The following is an 18,643-nucleotide window of genomic DNA, read 5'->3' as shown; positions in this document are numbered from 1 at the left end:
GGGCTCTGGGTATTCTTTTTTATGTCGGCTTACTTAACTGTCGTACATCCGCGCTTCGGCTGCGTCGGGATTTTCTTCGCAATACTCGTCAAAAGCCGTTTTGTCAAGCTTCATCGATCGCTGGTGAGCAGCCTCGGCCTGCATTTCCTCTACAATGTCCCAAGCTACCGCGCACTCTTTAGAAGTAGCGCCTTTCTGGGCACAGACAGTTCTGGCATCCGCGATCGCATTTTCGATTTCTTCCTCAAATAAAACACTCTTCGGCTTATCAACAAAATCGCTTTTTGTCAAAATATCCGTTACCGAAATAATGCCAAGCAGTTTGTCCTTAATAACCGGAGCTCGGCGGATTCGGGTATTCGCGAACAACCTCGCCACGTATTCCACGCCCAAGTCGGGATTCACCGTGATGCACGGTTTGGTCATAATCTCGAAGACGCGGACTTTTTGCGGGTCTACTCCGTAGGCTGTTACTTTGTAAACAATATCCGTTTCCGTGACAATGCCGTAGGCGTCTTGTTCGTGGCGGCGTTCCACAATTAATGCGCGCAGACACAGTTCGTTCATCATCGCCACTGCTTCAGCTACCGTTGCCGAACCGCGAATGGTAACAACTTCAGTTGTCATAATATCTTGTGCTTTCATCATCATTTTTTATTGCTCCCCGTTTATAAAGTCTAGTTCGTCCCGATTTGGGGGCGACAATTTGATTTGCTATCATCATAAAACTTCAGGACTGAGGCGACTGTTACGATAAGTCAAGGGAGGCCAAGAAAGTTCGGCAACGGATTGTGTAACGGATTTAACGGATTTAATGGATTTAACCGATCAATATTCAGAGAAGAAGGAAAATTCTCCCAATTCTCCCATATCCCCATCTCCGCATCTCCCATCTCCCCATCTCCCCATCTCCCCATCTCCCACTCTCCCCATTTCCCCATCTCCCCATCTCCCCCCTCTCCCCTCCCAGCCTCAAAGAAGCAAAAGTTAACACAAACAAAGCAAGTGCTTACGCTCGCAGAGATCCCCGCCTCTGATAAACTTGATGGCTGGGAGTGCAAAAGAGCACCGGCAAGCATCAGAAGTTGGGAGAATAAAGTTTGTGGACAATGTAATCGGTTTAGAGATTATCGAAGTAGTCGAGCAGGCAGCCATCGCTTCCGCTCGCTTGATGGGCAAAGGCGAAAAAGATGAAGCCGATCGCGTAGCTGTAGAAGCCATGCGTGAGCGCATGAACAAAATTCATATGCGCGGCCGCATCGTGATCGGTGAAGGCGAACGCGATGACGCACCCATGCTTTACATCGGCGAACAAGTAGGTATTTGTACTCGCGAAGATGCTAAAGATGTCTGCAACATCGATGAATTGATCGAAATTGACATCGCTGTTGACCCCTGCGAAGGTACTAACCTGGTTGCTTACGGTCAAAACGGTTCGATGGCAGTTTTGGCAATCTCTGAAAAAGGTGGTTTGTTTGCTGCGCCCGATTTCTACATGAACAAATTGGCTGCTCCCGCGGCTGCTAAGAATCATGTAGATATTCGCAAAACGCCAACCGAAAACCTCAAAATTATCTCTGATTGCCTCGGTCGCAGTATTGAAGATTTGGTAGTGGTGGTGATGGATCGCCCCCGGCACAAAGATTTAATTAATGAAATTCGCCAAGCGGGTTCAAGAGTTCGACTGATCAGCGACGGCGACGTTTCTGCTGCGATTTCTTGCGCGTTTTCTGGTTCCAACATCCACGCGCTGATGGGTATTGGCGCTGCACCCGAAGGTGTGATTTCCGCAGCAGCAATGCGCTGCTTGGGCGGTCACTTCCAAGGTCAGTTAATTTACGATCCGGCTATTGTCAAAACTGGTTTGATCGGCGAAAGCAAAGAGAAGAATATCGCCCGCCTGACAGAGATGGGCATCACAGATCCAGACAAGATTTACAATGCTGAAGAGTTGGCATCTGGAGAAACTGTTCTGTTTGCAGCTTGCGGAATTACTCCCGGAACGCTGATGGATGGAGTTCGCTTCTTTGGCGGCGGCGCTCGCACTGAGAGCTTGGTAATTTCTTCTCAGTCGAAAACTGCTCGGTTTGTGGATACAATCCATATGTTTGACCAGCCGAAATCTCTGCAATTGAAGTAGTCATTAGTTAAAGGTTAAGAGTTAACAGTTAATTTTGAAATGTTAATTTTTCACCGCTAACCGTTGACAGTCACCGATGATTAGAAATTAGCGATAAACTAAGAATTAATCACAGGTGACTGTTGATAACTAAGAAATAAATAGTGACAAATCACAGATATGAATATTGCCGTCATAGGTCTCAGCCACAAAACAGCGCCGGTTGAAGTTCGCGAAAAACTCAGCATTCCAGAACAGAAGATTGAAGCGGCGATCGCCCAATTGCGCGGCTACCCCCACATTCAAGAAGTTGCCATCCTCAGCACTTGCAACCGCTTAGAAATTTATATCGTTACCACCGAGTCAGAGCCTGGGGTGCGAGAGGTGATTCAGTTCCTTTCGGAATGCAGTAAAGTTCCTTTGCAGTCTTTGCGCCCTCACCTGTTCATTTTGCTGCACGAAGATGCGGTGATGCACTTGATGCGAGTGTCTGCTGGCCTCGACAGTTTGGTGCTGGGAGAAGGACAAATTTTGGCTCAGGTGAAACAAACTCACAAACTCGCCCAGCAGTACAAAGGTGTTGGCAGAATTTTAGAACGCTTATTTAAGCAAGCTCTTACAGCCGGGAAGCGTGTTCGCACGGAAACTAGCATTGGTACTGGTGCGGTTTCGATTTCTTCGGCGGCGGCAGAATTAGCTCACATGAAAGGTCAGCATTTAGCCACCAGCCGGATTGCGATTATCGGTGCAGGGAAGATGTCGCGCTTGTTGGTGCAGCATTTGCTGTCGAAAGGAGCGAGTCATATTGCGATCGTCAATCGATCGATGCGCGGTGGCCAGGAGTTAGCCGATCAGTTTAAAGATGCCCAATTGCACCTGCATCTGCTGTCGGACATGATGCAGGTAATTGCCGATTCTGATTTGGTGTTTACCTGTACGGCTGCTACAGTTCCGTTGTTAAATAAAGCTAAATTAGAAGCTGTTTTAGACCAGCATCGCTCTTTGATGTTGATGGATATTTCTGTGCCGCGCAACGTCGATGCTGATGCGAACGAATTGGCGAATGTGCGATCGTTTAATGTAGACGACTTAAAAGCAGTGGTAGCTCAAAATCACGAAACTCGCCGCAAAATGGCAATGGAAGCTGAGGGGCTGCTGGAACAGGAAGTAGAGGCTTACGATGTCTGGTTGCGTAGTCTCGAAACTGTTCCGACTATTAGCTGTTTGCGGGATAAAATCGAATTGATTCGGGAACAAGAGTTAGAAAAAGCTTTATCGCGTCTGGGCTCTGAATTTTCGGAGAAACATCAAGATGTGATTGAATCTTTAACAAGAGGGATTGTGAATAAGATTTTGCACGATCCGATGGTGCAGTTGCGCGCGCAGCAGGATATTGAGGCCCGCAGACAAGCGATGCAGACTTTGCAAGTGCTGTTTAATTTGGATGTGGATGTGAATCAGCAGTACAGTTGACAGTTGACAGTTGACAGTTGACAGTTGGCAGTGGGCAGTTGATAGTTGACAGTTGACAGTTGACAGTTGACAGTTGGCGGTTGTCATTAGTCATTAGTCATTGGTGATGTTTGGCATCAGCTTTTAATGTAATTAGGGCTTACCTATTTGCTGAGAAAGTAACAAGGTTTCTTTTTATTTGTTACCAGGCTGTGCCTGGTAACGCAGATATGGAGGCTCTGCCTCCATTTTTGGATGAGGCAGAGCCTCTGGATATCGGTTCCAAGGCTCTGCATTGGAACCAGTTTTAATGATTAACAACTAATGACTATTAAGCGAATTTTTCAACTAATTTTATTGCTTGTAGGGCTGTGGTTATTTTTTGAGTTTTTATCCCGGATTGCGGCAGAAATTCTCTGGTTTCAGGAAGTTGGATATCTTCAGGTTTTGCTGTTAAAGCTGAAAACTCAGGGGCTGCTGGGGGCGATCGCACTTTCTGCATCTTCCGCGTTTTTACTGGGAAATTTAGCCCTAGCCAGCCGCCTGCAACATCCCACCGAAAACATCAAATCACCTGTTTTGGGCCAGTCGATCGCATTAAAAAATGCGCTCAACACTGGGAAAAATCATCAACTACCTGCTGCTAAATCTCAAATTACCTTTCCCTGGCTGCTGTTGGCGGTATTGGGATTAAGCGCGATCGCAATTTTAACAATAATCCACTGTGGAATCTTAGCTGCTGATAGTATCGCCGATTTTAGGATAGTTGGTGGTTTGTCTACACCGCCAATTCAATTCGGATTTGAGTCAATCCAGCTTAAGGCGGTGCAGCTATTTTCTAACTGGTGGCAGTTGAGCTTGCTGCTGGGGCTGATGTTAGCTGTGGTAATTAAGCCGGGTTTTTGGCTGCGGGCGATCGCCCTTTTGCTCAGTTTGGCGATCGGGCTAATTGCCGCTAGTCGTTGGACAAAAGTTTTACAATATTTCCACCCTAGTAATTTTAACACAACCGACCCTCTTTTTAACCAAAATATTAGCTTTTATGTATTTACTTTCCCAATCTTAGAGTTGCTAAGCTTTTGGTTGACAGTTCTATTTTTGTACAGTTTAGTATCTTGTGCTTTAACATATTTGCTGTCGAGAAATAGCCTGAGTCAAGGGATATTTTTGGGGTTTTCGCGATCGCAACAGCGGCATTTATACGGCTTGGGAGCAGCTTTGATGCTAGCCACCACACTCCGGTACTGGCTGGGGCGCTACGCATTGCTGTATTCGCGGGGAGACGTTACCTATGGGGCGAATTATGCAGACGTGACCGTGCGACTGCCTGTCTATGGATTTTTGAGTATCTTGGCTGGGGCGATCGCACTTTTGATGCTGTGGCAGGTTTGGCAATTCACAATTCCCAATCAACTCATCAAAAAGATTATTTTGGGATGGCTAGCTTTAAGTTGTTTGGGAGGTTTGCTGCTGCCAAAAGTTGTGCAGCAACTGATAGTAAGACCCAACGAATTAGCGCGAGAACAGCCGTACATCCAGCGCAGCATTGCCTTTACTCAAGCAGCATTTGATATCAAAAAAATTGAGATAAAAACTTTCGATCCAGCCGGGAAACTTACATATGAAGACTTAGAAAGAAATCAACTAACTGTTAGCAACATCCGGCTGTGGGACAAGCGGCCGCTGCTGCAAACCAACCGACAGTTACAACAAATCAGACCGTATTATACATTTCCTGATGCGGATATCGATCGCTACACAATCAAAAAGAAAACCGCAAAAAAGGGAGAAACTGAAAGCCAGCAAGTAATTCTGGCGGCGCGGGAACTAGATTATACAGCAGTTGCGCCGGAAGCTCAAACTTGGGTGAACGAACATCTGGTGTACACGCACGGTTACGGCTTTACTCTTTCTCCCGTAAACACAGTCGGTGTCGGCGGTTTACCCGATTATTTTGTTAAAGATATTGGAGTTCCAGCCGAGACAGGAGAGACTGCTTTAGATATAACTAGCGATCGAATTCGGATGAGTCTCCCGATCGGCTATCCGCGCATTTACTACGGCGCTATCACCGATACAGACGTGATGACACCCACACAAGTCAAGGAATTCGACTATCCCAGCGGTGAAGAAAATGTTTACAACAATTACAGCGGTAGGGGCGGAATTGCGATCGGTTCTATATGGCGGCGCTTGCTGTTTGCTAGTTATCTCAAAAATTGGCAAATGGCGCTAACCCGCAATTTCACGCCAGAAACTAAATTATTGTACCGCCGAAACATTAACCAAAGAGTCCGGGCGATCGCTCCTTTTTTGCGCTACGATTCCGACCCGTATTTGGTAGTAGCAAACGCCAATCTTACTAAAGATGATATAGAAAAAAACAACGATAAAAATGGCAAAAAATTTCAGCTTTCTTCCTCAAAAACTAATAACAAGCCTCCTAACTATCTTTACTGGATTATCGATGCCTATACAGCGAGCGATCGTTACCCGTATTCAGATCCGGGTCAAAATGAATTTAACTACATCCGCAACTCCGTAAAAGTCGTCATTGATGCCTACAACGGGTCTGTTGAGTTTTATGTTGCCAATCCCTCCGATCCGATTATCAAAAGTTGGATGGCTATCTTTCCTGGAATGTTCAAACCCCTTGACAAAATGCCTCCGGCTCTTCGCAAACACATTAGATATCCCGTAGATTTGTTGAACGTTCAATCGGAACGGTTGTTAACTTATCACATGGAAGATCCGCAGGTATTTTACAATCGGGAGGATTTGTGGCGAGTTCCCAATGAGATTTATGGTGGCGAACAGCAGCCTGTAGCACCGTATTATTTGATTACGAAACTGCCAACGGAAACATCAGAAGAGTTTATTTTGCTATTGCCATTTACGCCAGTTAGTCGTAATAATTTAATTGCTTGGATTGCAGGGCGATCGGACGACGATGATTATGGTAAATTGCTGTTGTATCAATTCCCCAAACAGCGATTAGTTTATGGACCGGAACAGATAGAAGCTTTGATTAACCAAGATCCGGTGATTTCTGAACAAATTTCTCTGTGGAATCGGCAGGGTTCAAAGGCGATTCAAGGCAATTTATTGGTAATTCCGATCGAACAATCTTTGCTGTATGTGGAACCTCTATATTTAGAGGCAGAACGCAATAGTTTGCCAACCTTAGTCAGAGTGATTGTTGCCTACGAAAATCGGATTGTGATGGCCGAAACTCTTGATGCCGCACTTAAGGCACTTTTTCAGCCAAAATCTACTAATAAACCCGCAATTGTGATACCCATAAAAGGAACAGCCCCAGCTTTGAATTGACAGAGGATATGTGTAAAAAGCATTGCCGATATGTGTCAACTTAAGCCTGAAAACTTTTGTATCTCTCGTTTAGACGCGAGGCCATATCCCCCTAAATCCCCCTTAAGAAGGGGGACTTTGAGAACATTCTTGTCCCCCCCTTTTTCAAGGGGGGCTAGGGGGGATCTGGCCTCGGCTATAAACAGCAATATATCGCTTTTGTCCCAGGCCAGATCCCCCTAAATCCCCCTTGAAAAAGGGGGACTTTGATCGGAATCTTGTCCCCCCCTTTTTCAAGGGGGGCTAGGGGGGATCTGGCCTCGGCGATAGACAGCAGTATTCAGAAACCGGGTTTTTTTACGAAAATTATTTGTATTAGCCAGCAGACTAGGTGAAAAACCCGGTTTCTTTGGCCTTGATGCGTAAGTCCTGTTTATATTATGTTACGCGGTTTCAACCACAGAATTGCTCTATAATAAAAACATTGTCACCTCAAAACCTCACCAATGTTTGACAAAATCTGGCAATTCCTCAAACAATTAATTCAGCGAATCTTCGGAACAAATCGCCCGATTTCAACGCCTCAGCAGCCTCCAACTGTGACGGATGCCGAATTTGAGGCGAAGTTCATGGAACTCCTGGAAGGGGTAAATGATGGCTGGGCGAGTGGCGATGTTACGGAATTTTTAATCGCAAAACGCCTCAGAGATACTGAATTTGCTGACTGGTTGCGACGGTTTGGGGAAAGATTGTTAGCAATTGATCGAGAAACAACTGAGGAGGGCGGGCACGGGGAAACCGCCTCTACGGATTCGGTGTCATCGCTTCAGGAATTGGCGCGGCAGCTGGAGTTGTTGAGGGGAATTTGTGGCGGGGAATTGGGAGAGGTGGCGAGGAATGTTGGTAGGGAGATATTGGTTAAGTTTCCGATATCTCCGGTTGGGGATGGTGAGGGAGAAGGGGAAGTTGATGGGGAGGCTGAGGTTTGGTATAAGCGAGGGAATGAGCAATTTGAACTAGGTAATTTTGAAGAGGCAGTTGCTTTCTATGATCGCTCTATTGAATTTAAATATAACGCTCCTGAAGTCTGGGAAAAACGAGCTTTAGCTCTACAAAAATTAGGTGATTATCAAGGTGCTATAGATTCCAACAACACTGCTTCTACTCTTTATCGTTATTCTGCAAATCCTGATTCGGCATCAGTTTATCATTCAAAAGATTTTTTTTTGAGTCGAAGTAATATCAAATCATCTTTTAACCAAGCTTTAGAAATTAGACTATATGATTACGAATCCTGGTACAATCGGGGTATTGCACTGCACAATTTAGGAAGATTGGAAGAAGCGATAGCCTCCTACAATCGAGCCTTAGAAATCAAACCATATAACCACGAAGCCTGGAATAACCGAGGCAGTGTACTGGATGATTTAGGAAGATTAGAAGCAGCGATTGCTTCTTACGATAAAGCTTTAGAATTAAAACCAGATGATTACGTAGCCTGGTACAATCGGGGCATTGCACTGAATAATTTAGGAAGACTAGAAGAGGCGATCGCCTCCTACGACAAAGCATTAGAATTTAAACCAGATTATGACGATGCCTGGAACAATCGGGGTGGTACGTTGTACAATTTAGGCAGATGGGAAGAAGCGATCGCCTCTTACGATAAAGCCTTAGAATTAAAACCAGATGATGACAACACCTTGAACAATCGGGGATTTGCACTGGGTAATTTAGGCAGATCGAAAGAAGCGATTACTTCCTACGATAAAGCCTTAGAATTAAAACCAGATGATGAAGAAGCCTGGTACAATCGGGGTAAGGCACTGGATAATTTAGGCTTCTTGGAAGAAGCGATTACCTCCTACGACAAAGCCGTAGAATTCAAACCAGATTTTCATAATGCTTGGAGAAATCGGGGCGTTGCACTGGATAATTTAGGCAGATGGGAAGAAGCGATCGCCTCCTACGATAAAGCCTTAGAATTAAAACCAGATGATGAAGAAGCCTGGTACAATCGGGGTAAGGCACTGGATAATTTAGGCTTCTTGGAAGAAGCGATTGCCTCTTACGACAAAGCCTTAGAATTCAAACTAGATTTTCATAATGCTTGGAGAAATCGGGGCGTTGCATTGTATAAGTTAGATAAATTAGAAGAAGCACTCGTATCCTGTGACAAAGCCTTAGAATTAAAATCAGATGATGACCAAACCTGGTATGGTCGCGGAATTGTATTGGGTGATTTAGAAAGATTAAAAGAGGCGCTCCTTTCCTATGATAAAGCCCTAAAATTAAAACCAGACGAGCGCAAAGTCTGGAAAAATAGGGGCGTGGCTCTGGTTAAGTTAGTAAGATTTGAAGAAGCGATCGCATCCTGGGACAAAGCCTTAGAATTAAAACCCGAAGATCACGGTGCTTGGATTAATAGGAGCAACGCAGTTAGCAACGCACCTAAATATAACCAGGTAGTTTATGAAATATTACAGGCAGAATTCCCTGATTCTCCACCAATAACTAGAACAATCTTAACTCATAACCTGAAACAGCGCGGCTATGAAGGACAAATATTAACATTACAAGCAGGCTTAGAATATTGCCAACAAAACACCCACCCCGAAGGATATGGAGAACTGCATCAAGCACTAGGAAATGCTCACTACGATCAAGGAAAACTAAATTCTCCTTACACCTATTGGAGTAAAGCTGCTGCCAGCTACAAAGCAGCCCTCAAAACCTTAACTAAAGAAGCTTTCCTGAAACTGCACCTAGAAGTTATACAGGCGTTAATCAAAACCTTATTCGGCTTAAAGGAAGTTGAAGAAGCCAATAAATTACGGCGAGATGCAACCGATTTATTGCAACGCTTACTGACAGATAAAAACTATTCCCAACTCAGCGAAGCACAACTCGCCGACAAATTGGTTAGGTTTGAACAATTAACCGTAAATATTTTGATTCAGTCTGGCAAATTAATCGAAGCCTTAGAAACCGCAGAACAAGATAAAAATGTCTGCCTGTCTTGGCTGCTAAACGCCTTACCAATTCCCTATTACCAAGAAGAGACAGCAGCAACAGTCACTCACGCTCAAATTCAGCAACTTCTCAATCCTACAACCTGCGCGATTTACTGGCATCTCAGCGATGCAGCATTAACAACATTCATCATCAAATCCGATGGATTGCTGTCACCCGAAGACTGTTATACCAAATCCCCAGATGAATTTGAAGAATGGGTAAAAAAATGGAATCAACAATATGCCGATTATCAAGATAAATCCAAGGAAAACGCCAATAAACAAAACCATGCTTGGCGCGCGGGAATGCCCAGTAAATTTGCACACCTCAAAGATATTTTGCAGATTGCCCACATCGAACAGCAATTACAATCAAACGGCATTACCAACTTAATTCTGATTCCTCACCGCGACTTGCACCGCTTCCCAATTCATGCTTTATTTAGCAGTGAATTTGTGATTACCTATTTGCCTAGCGCTCAATTTGGGCTGAATTTAAAACATCGGTTGAATTCCGAAATTTCTCGCTTATCTCCAAGTTCAGATCCCCCTAAATCCCCCTTAAGAAGGGGGACTTTGAACACTCCGGTTTCTCCCGACACAACGGGGATTTTAAACACTCCTGTCTCCCCCGGCACAATGGAGACTTTGAACACTCTTGTCCCCCCCTTCTTAAGGGGGGCTAGGGGGGATCTGGCCTCGGCTATAAACGATAAAAACTCTATCCTCAGTATTGAAAATCCCGACAGTATAATTATTGATGAAAATGGCAAACGAAAAAAATTGCTTCCTTTACCAGCCGCCGAGATAGAATCCGAAATCATTTGCCGAATGTTTGCCAACTCTACTCGACGGGGAGAAAATGCAGCTACCCTCGATGAAGTCACCAAATTATTGCCACAGCCCCACCACATATTTCACTTTACCGGACACGGTAGCTATGATTTTGACAATCCTCAACAATCAACTTTATACTTAAGCGATACTCACCGATTAACAGTCAAAGAAATCATCCAACTCAACCTCAGTAACTACAAATTAATCTGCCTTTCCGCCTGCGAAACCGCCGTCACAGACAAACAAACAATTCTCGCCGAATATGTAGGATTAATCAGCGGTTTCATGTGCGCGGGAGTTGGCTGTGTCGTCAGTACCCTGTGGCCAGTCGAATCCGGGGCGAGTACGTTATTAATGATAGACTTTTACCGACGGTGGCGAGAAGGTGGCGATTCCCTACCCGTCGCTTTAGCAAATTCTCAAAAATGGCTGCAATCAGCCACAGGTGAAGATTTAGCCACTTGGTGTCAGCGGGAAATTGACAAGATTTCCGAAAACAGCAGCGAACTTTCTGAAGATGAAGTTAGCCTGCGCCGATTCTTTAAAAGCAATCGGCAAAACTTGGCTAAAATAGGATTAGACCAACCTTATCAACATCCGTATTACTGGGCAGCCTTCACTCTAACGGGATTATGATGAAAAACAATAATGACGATATTTTTACAGCTTTTATTGGCGCGGTACTCCAACAAACAGAACCGCTACCCGCAGCAGTTCAATCAGAGTTTAATAAAATTGATGAAACTTTCACAATTGTCGATATCGAAAGACTTGCCGAATTGCATCCCCCTCTGCTAGCTGCTTATGAAAAGACTCATAATTGGTTGATATATCATAGCAGTGAACGTAGCAAAGGATTAGATGTTTTACCGGATAGTGAATTTGAAAATGAAAACACTACTAACCCCGAAATTAGTAACGTCGCCAGCGATATCAGCGATTTAACAAATTTACCAAAAATCATCAATGAAATCGATACCAAAGTTAAGCCGCGAGGGTTAAGACAATTTATCGGAAAAATCTTGCAAGCTGGGAATTCAGTGCAAGCAAGTCGCGATACAATTTTATCGTCAATAGCAGACAGTTTCGCCCATGACTAACGAAAATTGGCTGATTTACCCCACAGTTGATTTATTTGTCTACGATTTAGCCGACGGTTTCGGGCAAAGTGAAGAGAAAATCAGCCAAAACCGCCAGCAGTTTTGGCAAAAAATCTATGGCGACAAACTCTCGCAGCCCCAGCAAGCACAAATCGCACAAGCTGAAACCGAAATCGGTGATTACATCGATTTACTCGGCAACAAAAAAGTAGCAGCATTTGAATCTCCCCTCGATGGCTATGCTTATCCTGTCAAATTCGGCGATACTTATGCTGTGCAGTTTGACTTATCTGGCAAAATAGAACCCGACAGCGACAAGAAATTTGCACGGGAAGGAATCGACTGTTTAGAAGGGCTGAAAAAAGAAATTATTTCTCGCTTCAGTCAACCGGCTACTATCGGTCAAAGTTGGCTAGTTTGGGGTGAATTGACTGCTGATGACCAAGATGCTTTAGAAACTGCCAAAAATTGCTACGACCAACTTAAGTTAGTCCCGAAGGCTAAATGGGATCGGGATTTAAAAGCATCAGGGCAATTTTTAGGGGCAAATCTTTATGAATTGTGGCTACCTCGGGGAGAGAGAGGCAATATCAGCCAAAATTATCATGTGTTAATTTGCTTGTTTCCTAACAGTGGCGAGGCATCAATTATCACTACCCGTGACAAAATAACTAAACTTTATCCGCAGTTTATCCGATTATTTGGATACCGCAATAAAGTGATTTGGGCTTATCAACAAAGTCGCCAACTTAAGTCCAAACTCAAGGATGCTTCGCGGAAGATTCAAGAGATTGTCAGCCAACTGCCAGAACAAGTCAATGCTGCTAAAGTTGACCTGAAACAATTGCAGGAAAATCTGGTTTATTGCTTGACAATTTTCTCGATTTATGCTAATTATATTAGTCGATTGGAAGAACAAGAAAATACAATTAAAACTAATCTAAATAACTATAAGAAACGGCTAAAAACAATAGCCAAGAGAATGGAAAAGCCAGAAAATGAGTTAGATTTTATGACGAATTTCAGCGATTTTGCTGAAGAAAAGTATGTCACGCAAGTTAAAGCGGATAATAGAAGTTTGAGTGCGGGATTGCGGTTGTTGGAAAATGCGATCGAGACTGTAGAGGGGATTATCGAGATTGAGCGGGCTAGGAGCGATCGCACTTTAAACTTTACCATTGGTACAGTGGGCGTGGGCATTGGCACCAGCGGAGTCGCCGCCAGCATCTACGCCAGCCAAATCAAAAGCCCCGCTAGCCCAGAAAATCCCATGTCTGCGAATCAAGTTCTCGTGTTGAGTCTGCTTCTGGGAATTGCAGGAGGCTTAGTCAGTGCGGGTTTATTAAAATTATTTGACCGAATTCGGGGATCGAAATGAACAATTCTGAGGATTTTTGTTAGTTAGCCGCCTTAACATCCTGCCACCAAACTTGGACGTAAGGCCAGAATATTTTATCATCATCGAGCTTGACTGTCACTTCGTAGCGATCGATCTGAGTGAGTTCGCCCGTTTTACCATTCAACTGCAATTGTTTCGGATCGTCGGTGCGAATTTCTACTCTTTGATTCAACAGCGGCTGCATCTGCTTTGAAGAACCCTGAAACGGATTTTTGCCTCTAAGCACATAGCCACCAATCAAAGATAAGTACATTGAAGCTAGGAAAAATACCGTACATAAACTCACAATTAACAGTATTTTTTGTTGCGAAAAATTGGTATAAACGCTCGCAACTCCCACTACCATAGTTCCGAAAAATAATAAACTTGGCAGGTACAGCCCATCTCCCAAAAATAGGCTACAAAAAATCATCAGCGGTATCTGAAAACCAAATAATGCAGCTACCCAACTCCACCCAGTCAGCAATGATTCAGATAGTAGCCAATTCATTGCTACAGTAAGGGCGATCGCAATTCCTATGGCCCAAACGGATGTCCCAGAATCGTAATATCTGATGGGAAGAACTACATAAAAGAATGTAGCATAAGCAAAACCCGCCAAAGCTAAGGCCAATCCACTAATTATTTCGTTCCAATTCAACTCCTGTCCCTCTCTCTTATTTAGGGTCGATCGACTTAACAAACTCTCGCACAGGCGACGGTAGAGCCGGCACAAAAGTCTTTCTAAAACCCCTAACATCGAACACTCGCCACAAAATACCCACCGCTACTGTCAAGAAAAATAACGCTCCCAAAAAATTAAACGCATTAGAGAGAAAACCGCTGTCCCTTTTTTTCGGAGCCGTAATATGTTTGATGCGATATACAGCCGGCTCGTAATCTCTGGACTCCTCGCGACTGGGTATCGGCTTTTTGGCGCGCGAACTCGCACGAGGGCTCCCACTCAAACCCGTGTGATTAGTTTTAGTAGAATTGCTGGCCGACTTCAACTCGGAATCGCCACGCATCGTGAACTTGCTAGTAGAAGTCCCCGTTTTGCCAACACCAGCATTTTGAATTCTACTATTAGAGCGCTGACTTGATTGCCGATCGGCTAAAGTTCGCATCAAACTTTGCAATTGCTGAGTCGCCGCCGGCGGGCGTTCCCCTTTCCTCGCCCAATTTAACAGCATCGCCGCAGTAATACCGCAGAGATTCGCAGCCCCCACAGAAGCTATCCGCTTCAGCAGAGGCTGACTGTTGGACACAAAAATCACCAGTGCATCGGGGTGTTCCTGAGCCAAACCGTAAACGCACTGAGCTGTAGCTACAACCAGCATTGCTTGTGCGCTTTGATTTTTAATCGAGGGTTCTAGGGCCCGATGCGTTTCTTGAGCATCAGTCACAATCCAGCCACTGTCTGCAAAAAAGCGCATAAACTCCCTAGCCACTTGCTCTTGAGCTTTTTCTACCGCTTTCCCTGTCAAATAATCTATTTCGTCATACACTACTTCTGGGAGATAGCAACTTCCCACCTTGGCATATTCTTGCCACACTTGGGTTCTGCCAGCCATCAAAAGATCCGCATCAAAAGTTACAAATACAGGAGGAAGTTGATTAGCCATAACTTTAGCCTAGTGCTTACATAAGTGATTTTTACTTGCTAAATTAAGTTTAAACAAATTCCGAGCTTTTCTATTGGGTCAATTGATAAATATCTGGGGTGCGCTTGGGCGCACCCAGCCCACCAATGGTCTGATGATTAGTTGCCAATTCCTAAACGCCCAGCTAAAGCCGGAGTCAAGGGCAAGAGTACAGAAATCATCAAGAACAAAGCCAACAAACCCAAAGCTGCGCGAGCGTCGTCAGGTTCAGTCAGCTCGTTGAGGCTCGGCCTCTCCAGATTCCGTTGTAAAATCAGAATCACGATCGCCCAATACAGAGCTAAAGGATTAACTAAAGAAGCGATCGCCAGCACCACAAATGTCGCCAAAGTAGCGCGACTGGCAATTTTCCTGCCGTAGATTGCTTGCACGATTCTACCCCCGTCCAACTGTCCCGCCGGCATCAAATTAATCGCCGTGATTACCAAGCCCAACCAACCGATAACTACCAGCGGATGAACATCAACAATCTGCTGCTGCAAGGCAGAACCCAAAACCACTTTTGCCAAAGTTCCCACCAAAACCGAGCCCTTAAAATATTCTGCGGGAATTTGAAACAAGCTACCGGGGTGAGAAAGTAGCAAACCCGTTACCAGCATTAGCAGAGAAATTATTCCCCCAGCGGCTGACCCGGCAAAAGCAATGTCAAACAAAACTTTACGGTTGGGAAGCAGCGACTCAAAACGATCGATCGCCCCAAAACAACCTATCTGGAATGTTGGTATAAAAAACGGCCAACTCAAGCCCACCTTGTACTGATTTGCTAGCACTCGGCGAGCAATTTCGCCTGAGCCTAAAACCGCCCAAATTCCGATCGCAATTGGCAGAACTTCTAGATATCTACCAGGCGAGTCAAAGAAATCGAAACCCAGCAGCAAACCGCCTGTTTCCAAGCTAGTAGCAATTGTTGCGAGTAACAGCACGACTGCGAGAATTTTTTGAGATACGGTAGTTGGCTGCGGGTCGTTGGTGCTGGGTAAGATAATAACTACGGGCTTGTCGTCCTGATTTTCTACTAAAAACAGGCGGTAGCGATCGTTCAATCTTTCTTGCAAACTTGCCGTCAAACGCGAGTGTACTTGTTCCGAGTCTCCCCGGAGATTGCCTTTCAAGATTACGCCATCTTGATAGGGAATCGTTTCTGTAGCAAAGAAAGTATCGATGCCAAAGATGCCTTGAATTGCCTTAAGATCTTCAACTGGAACGGGAATTATTTCTAATTCATTAGTTGCACGCGATGTGACGATCTTAATTGTTTCTTTCGCTGGTACCGGCTGTTCGTTTGGCTGGGAGGTTCCATCGCTTTGGGACTTTAGCTCAGCAGGAGCGGGGCGCGAGTCCAGCACTGCATCGGCTGCCGCCTTACGCAATTGCCGGCCGAGATAAATGTACAATCCCGTGGATGCCACCAGCAGCAACAATACCGCAACTAAATTGAGGTAAATCCCCGCTGCGAACAAACCAAAGAATAGTAGCCAGGGACTCATCAGCACCACTGACTGCAACCAAGCCAAAATTCCCAGTTTGCCAAAAGGTTTGGCGCGATAAAATCCCCAACCCAGAATTCCCACAGCAACCAATAACAGCGCAATTGTTGCGGTATTTTCCGATGCAATTATCGGCAGTCCGGTTGCTTGCGCCAATACCGGCTGTAATTGGCCGATCGCGCTGCGGTCGAGTAATAACATTAAATTTTGGGGTATGTGAAATAAAATTGCTGGGAGCATTATCCAAACTTGTCCGAAACTAGCCCGATCACTAAGGATAACCTCTGAGGGCTACTCGGCCCACAACCGGCTGCTGCGGTTTTAACTTCTGGGCTATTGACACAACAGACTTTTTATGATACCACATCGGTTGTCTCAAACATCTACTCAGATGGGCGGGAGTGTCGATCGCCCGGAAGCGGGAAGATTGGCAGCCGCGAAAGCAGGCGACGCTTCTGGGCAGATTTGACTTGGTTGCGGATTCGGGCATCGGCAACAAATCCGCAGCGGATCAGGCTCAAACCATTGATGCTATTGGGTTTTGTTAATGGGTACGGCAGGACTTGAACCTGCGGCTCGCTGCTTAGAAGGCAGCTACTCTATCCAACTGAGTTACGCACCCAACTTAAAAAATCGTTAACAATATGATTGTATCGGTGAAGTGTGCGATCGAGCAAGTAAATTTTTTTTGACTTACACAGAAACGGTTCTATCTAAAAAAACTATGATGTGGAGCGCGGCGCGATCGGGAGTGAACACCCTGGTGATGGCCCGTGGGTTGAGGATAGCAATTCACACAAGCTGGAGGGACTCACTTGCAAACAGCACAATTGTTAACATTCGATAGTTGCCAATCCTAAAACGCAGGCCGCATTATCGAAAAACCAGAGATCCCCTGATTTTAGGCATGAGTTGACGCCAGCGTGACTAACTTGCTGATGTTGAGTGATGTTTGCCAACATTCTGCTCGACTTGATATTTGATAAAAATGTGGTAGAACTAGGATTGAAAGACTCAGGTGAGAATCCCTGATGGTACGGAGCCTATATATAAGCTTCCTCTACGGCATCAAAGCAAAACAGTCAATCGCCCGATCGGCACGACCTCGAAAATCAAGCGTTGCCAGTACAGCAGTCGTAAGTTGTGCGCGGGGGAATTTCCTTGTTGCATTAGTTTATATGCCAGGGTTGAGAGACAATCTCAGCTTAGATATTTGTTAGCATTTGTTAACAAAAAAGTATCGGAACGCTTGAGGAGGGCAATCCTGCTAATTTAAGCGGACTTGTCGAATCAAGCATCCCCAAGCCTAAAAGCCTGGAGAGCTTCAAAAGCAAAGCACCTCGGCCATGACAGGAGTCAAATCGCAGTGTCATGTTTATTCTGAAACGGCAGGATGTTGAAATATCCAATTTTCAACACCCAAAACGGGATCAACAAATTCCCATTCTCAATTATCAGGGGCAGACTTTTCGCCTAATCAGCGCCTTCAACGGCAAGCAAGCAGAAGACGCCAGAGCCTTGTGGCGGGATTTAACCGACAACCGAGGCAAAGCCTGTGTTCTGCTAGAAGAGCCGGATAGATACAGCGTCTGGGGAAAAGTTCGTTTAGATCAGCTTGCCGGTGAAGAACCGGCGGGTACAGAATCCGCTAAAGCACCGCTATTCGCGCAGGGCTGTCTGCTGCTCCTCCAAGCTGTTTACTTCGATGTAGAAGACCTCTTAGGCGCAAGGCAAGCCGCATCGTTTCAGAAAGATATCGCCAAGGTATTTCAGCAAGGAAACTTCCCCCAGGCAGACTCCGCTGATGCGATCAAAAATTGGCTAACCGTTAGTCCCTTGCAAAATCATAAGGTGCCCCCTTGGCAAGAGCAAAATCTCAAGACCTTATTGCAAGAACTTCACCGTTTGGGCAAATCATATTTTGGCAATACCGACTTTGCTGAGGGAGTGAGCGATGTGCTGCAAGATATGCCAGCACAGGATCGCACTCAGTTTTTAGATTGGCTGAAACAATCAGCCCTCAACAAGTTGTGGATCGCAGGATAGAAAATCTCTGACAATTGCTCTAACAATTGGGTGTAGATAATCGATCTGAGATAATTGCACTCTTTGGGGGCAAGGAAGATACAGGTTGGATGGCCAACTTGTATCGATGCGACATAATTGTTAAATCAGTTAGGAACCCAGCTAGACTCTGGCAATTTAACTAAATTTCGATCGCAGTCCCCACCCACAATCATTGATATGAGTGGGGGAGTGCGAAAGCAAAAAACAGAGAAAGCA

At 45.1% G+C, this 18,643-nt stretch carries 11 protein-coding genes and 1 tRNA gene; 7 read left to right on the top strand and 5 right to left on the bottom strand.

The window, feature by feature from the left end:
- Positions 1–33: 33 nt before the first annotated feature.
- Positions 34–651 carry a CP12 domain-containing protein gene (locus QUB52_RS13200; protein ID WP_332973794.1) on the bottom strand — a complete coding sequence of 206 codons (618 nt, stop codon included), beginning with the start codon at positions 649–651 and terminating at the stop codon, positions 34–36.
- Between the two features lie 451 nt (positions 652–1,102).
- On the opposite strand from QUB52_RS13200, the gene glpX reads away from it, so the two are divergent.
- The 6 genes from glpX to QUB52_RS13170 all read left to right on the top strand — a co-directional run bounded on the left by glpX (position 1,103) and on the right by QUB52_RS13170 (position 13,209).
- A complete protein-coding gene (gene glpX, locus QUB52_RS13195; protein WP_106333211.1) occupies positions 1,103–2,140 on the top strand; it encodes a class II fructose-bisphosphatase in 1,038 nt (345 codons plus the stop codon).
- A gap of 159 nt (positions 2,141–2,299) precedes the next feature.
- On the top strand, positions 2,300–3,592 hold the full coding sequence (locus tag QUB52_RS13190; RefSeq protein ID WP_265237929.1) for a glutamyl-tRNA reductase: 1,293 nt from the start codon (positions 2,300–2,302) through the stop codon (positions 3,590–3,592).
- Positions 3,593–3,895: 303 nt separating this feature from the next.
- Entirely contained in the window at positions 3,896–6,901 is a 3,006-nt protein-coding gene (locus tag QUB52_RS13185) for a UPF0182 family protein (protein ID WP_332973793.1), read from the top strand.
- Positions 6,902–7,386: 485 nt separating this feature from the next.
- Complete coding sequence (locus tag QUB52_RS13180) at positions 7,387–11,367, top strand: CHAT domain-containing protein (RefSeq protein WP_332976196.1); 3,981 nt, start codon at positions 7,387–7,389, stop codon at positions 11,365–11,367.
- Positions 11,364–11,831 (top strand): hypothetical protein, encoded by a 468-nt coding sequence (locus QUB52_RS13175; RefSeq protein WP_332973791.1) that lies wholly within the window; start codon positions 11,364–11,366, stop codon positions 11,829–11,831. The genes QUB52_RS13180 and QUB52_RS13175 overlap by 4 nt, the downstream gene beginning before the upstream one ends.
- Positions 11,824–13,209 carry a hypothetical protein gene (locus tag QUB52_RS13170; RefSeq protein WP_332973790.1) on the top strand — a complete coding sequence of 462 codons (1,386 nt, stop codon included), beginning with the start codon at positions 11,824–11,826 and terminating at the stop codon, positions 13,207–13,209. Before QUB52_RS13175 ends, QUB52_RS13170 begins: the two co-directional genes overlap by 8 nt.
- A 19-nt stretch (positions 13,210–13,228) precedes the next feature.
- Here the strand turns inward: QUB52_RS13170 and QUB52_RS13165 are convergent, their stop codons facing one another.
- The 4 genes from QUB52_RS13165 to QUB52_RS13150 all read right to left on the bottom strand — a co-directional run bounded on the left by QUB52_RS13165 (position 13,229) and on the right by QUB52_RS13150 (position 16,982).
- Positions 13,229–13,870, bottom strand: a complete 642-nt coding sequence (locus QUB52_RS13165) for a hypothetical protein (protein ID WP_265237922.1) — start codon at positions 13,868–13,870, stop codon at positions 13,229–13,231.
- A gap of 16 nt (positions 13,871–13,886) precedes the next feature.
- Positions 13,887–14,834 carry a PIN domain-containing protein gene (locus QUB52_RS13160; RefSeq protein WP_332966092.1) on the bottom strand — a complete coding sequence of 316 codons (948 nt, stop codon included), beginning with the start codon at positions 14,832–14,834 and terminating at the stop codon, positions 13,887–13,889.
- 137 nt (positions 14,835–14,971) lie between these two features.
- Positions 14,972–16,600 (bottom strand): site-2 protease family protein, encoded by a 1,629-nt coding sequence (locus QUB52_RS13155; RefSeq protein WP_332973788.1) that lies wholly within the window; start codon positions 16,598–16,600, stop codon positions 14,972–14,974.
- 308 nt (positions 16,601–16,908) lie between these two features.
- Positions 16,909–16,982, bottom strand: a tRNA-Arg gene (locus tag QUB52_RS13150).
- 749 nt (positions 16,983–17,731) lie between these two features.
- Between QUB52_RS13150 and QUB52_RS13145 the strand changes: the two genes are divergently transcribed.
- The gene (locus tag QUB52_RS13145) at positions 17,732–18,406 is read left to right on the top strand and encodes an Npun_F0813 family protein (RefSeq protein WP_265237918.1); all 675 of its coding nucleotides are present in this window, start codon (positions 17,732–17,734) and stop codon (positions 18,404–18,406) included.
- Positions 18,407–18,643: the final 237 nt, after the last annotated feature.

It is taken from the genome of Microcoleus sp. A6-C6 (assembly GCF_036705955.1).
Classification (GTDB): domain Bacteria; phylum Cyanobacteriota; class Cyanobacteriia; order Cyanobacteriales; family Microcoleaceae; genus Microcoleus.
The sequence above is the reverse complement of the archived record's forward strand: the minus strand, read 5'-3'. Positions and strand labels throughout refer to the sequence as shown.

Excerpts from the sequence above, each read along its gene's own strand:
- QUB52_RS13145 (WP_265237918.1), top strand. The coding sequence starts at position 17,732 with ATGTTTATTCTGAAACGGCAGGATGTTGAAATATCCAATTTTCAACAC.
- QUB52_RS13170 (WP_332973790.1), top strand. The coding sequence starts at position 11,824 with ATGACTAACGAAAATTGGCTGATTTACCCCACAGTTGATTTATTTGTC.
- QUB52_RS13160 (WP_332966092.1), bottom strand. The coding sequence starts at position 14,834 with ATGGCTAATCAACTTCCTCCTGTATTTGTAACTTTTGATGCGGATCTT.
- QUB52_RS13155 (WP_332973788.1), bottom strand. The coding sequence starts at position 16,600 with ATGCTCCCAGCAATTTTATTTCACATACCCCAAAATTTAATGTTATTA.
- QUB52_RS13190 (WP_265237929.1), top strand. The coding sequence starts at position 2,300 with ATGAATATTGCCGTCATAGGTCTCAGCCACAAAACAGCGCCGGTTGAA.
- QUB52_RS13200 (WP_332973794.1), bottom strand. The coding sequence starts at position 651 with ATGATGATGAAAGCACAAGATATTATGACAACTGAAGTTGTTACCATT.
- QUB52_RS13185 (WP_332973793.1), top strand. The coding sequence starts at position 3,896 with ATGACTATTAAGCGAATTTTTCAACTAATTTTATTGCTTGTAGGGCTG.
- QUB52_RS13180 (WP_332976196.1), top strand. The coding sequence starts at position 7,387 with ATGTTTGACAAAATCTGGCAATTCCTCAAACAATTAATTCAGCGAATC.
- QUB52_RS13175 (WP_332973791.1), top strand. The coding sequence starts at position 11,364 with ATGATGAAAAACAATAATGACGATATTTTTACAGCTTTTATTGGCGCG.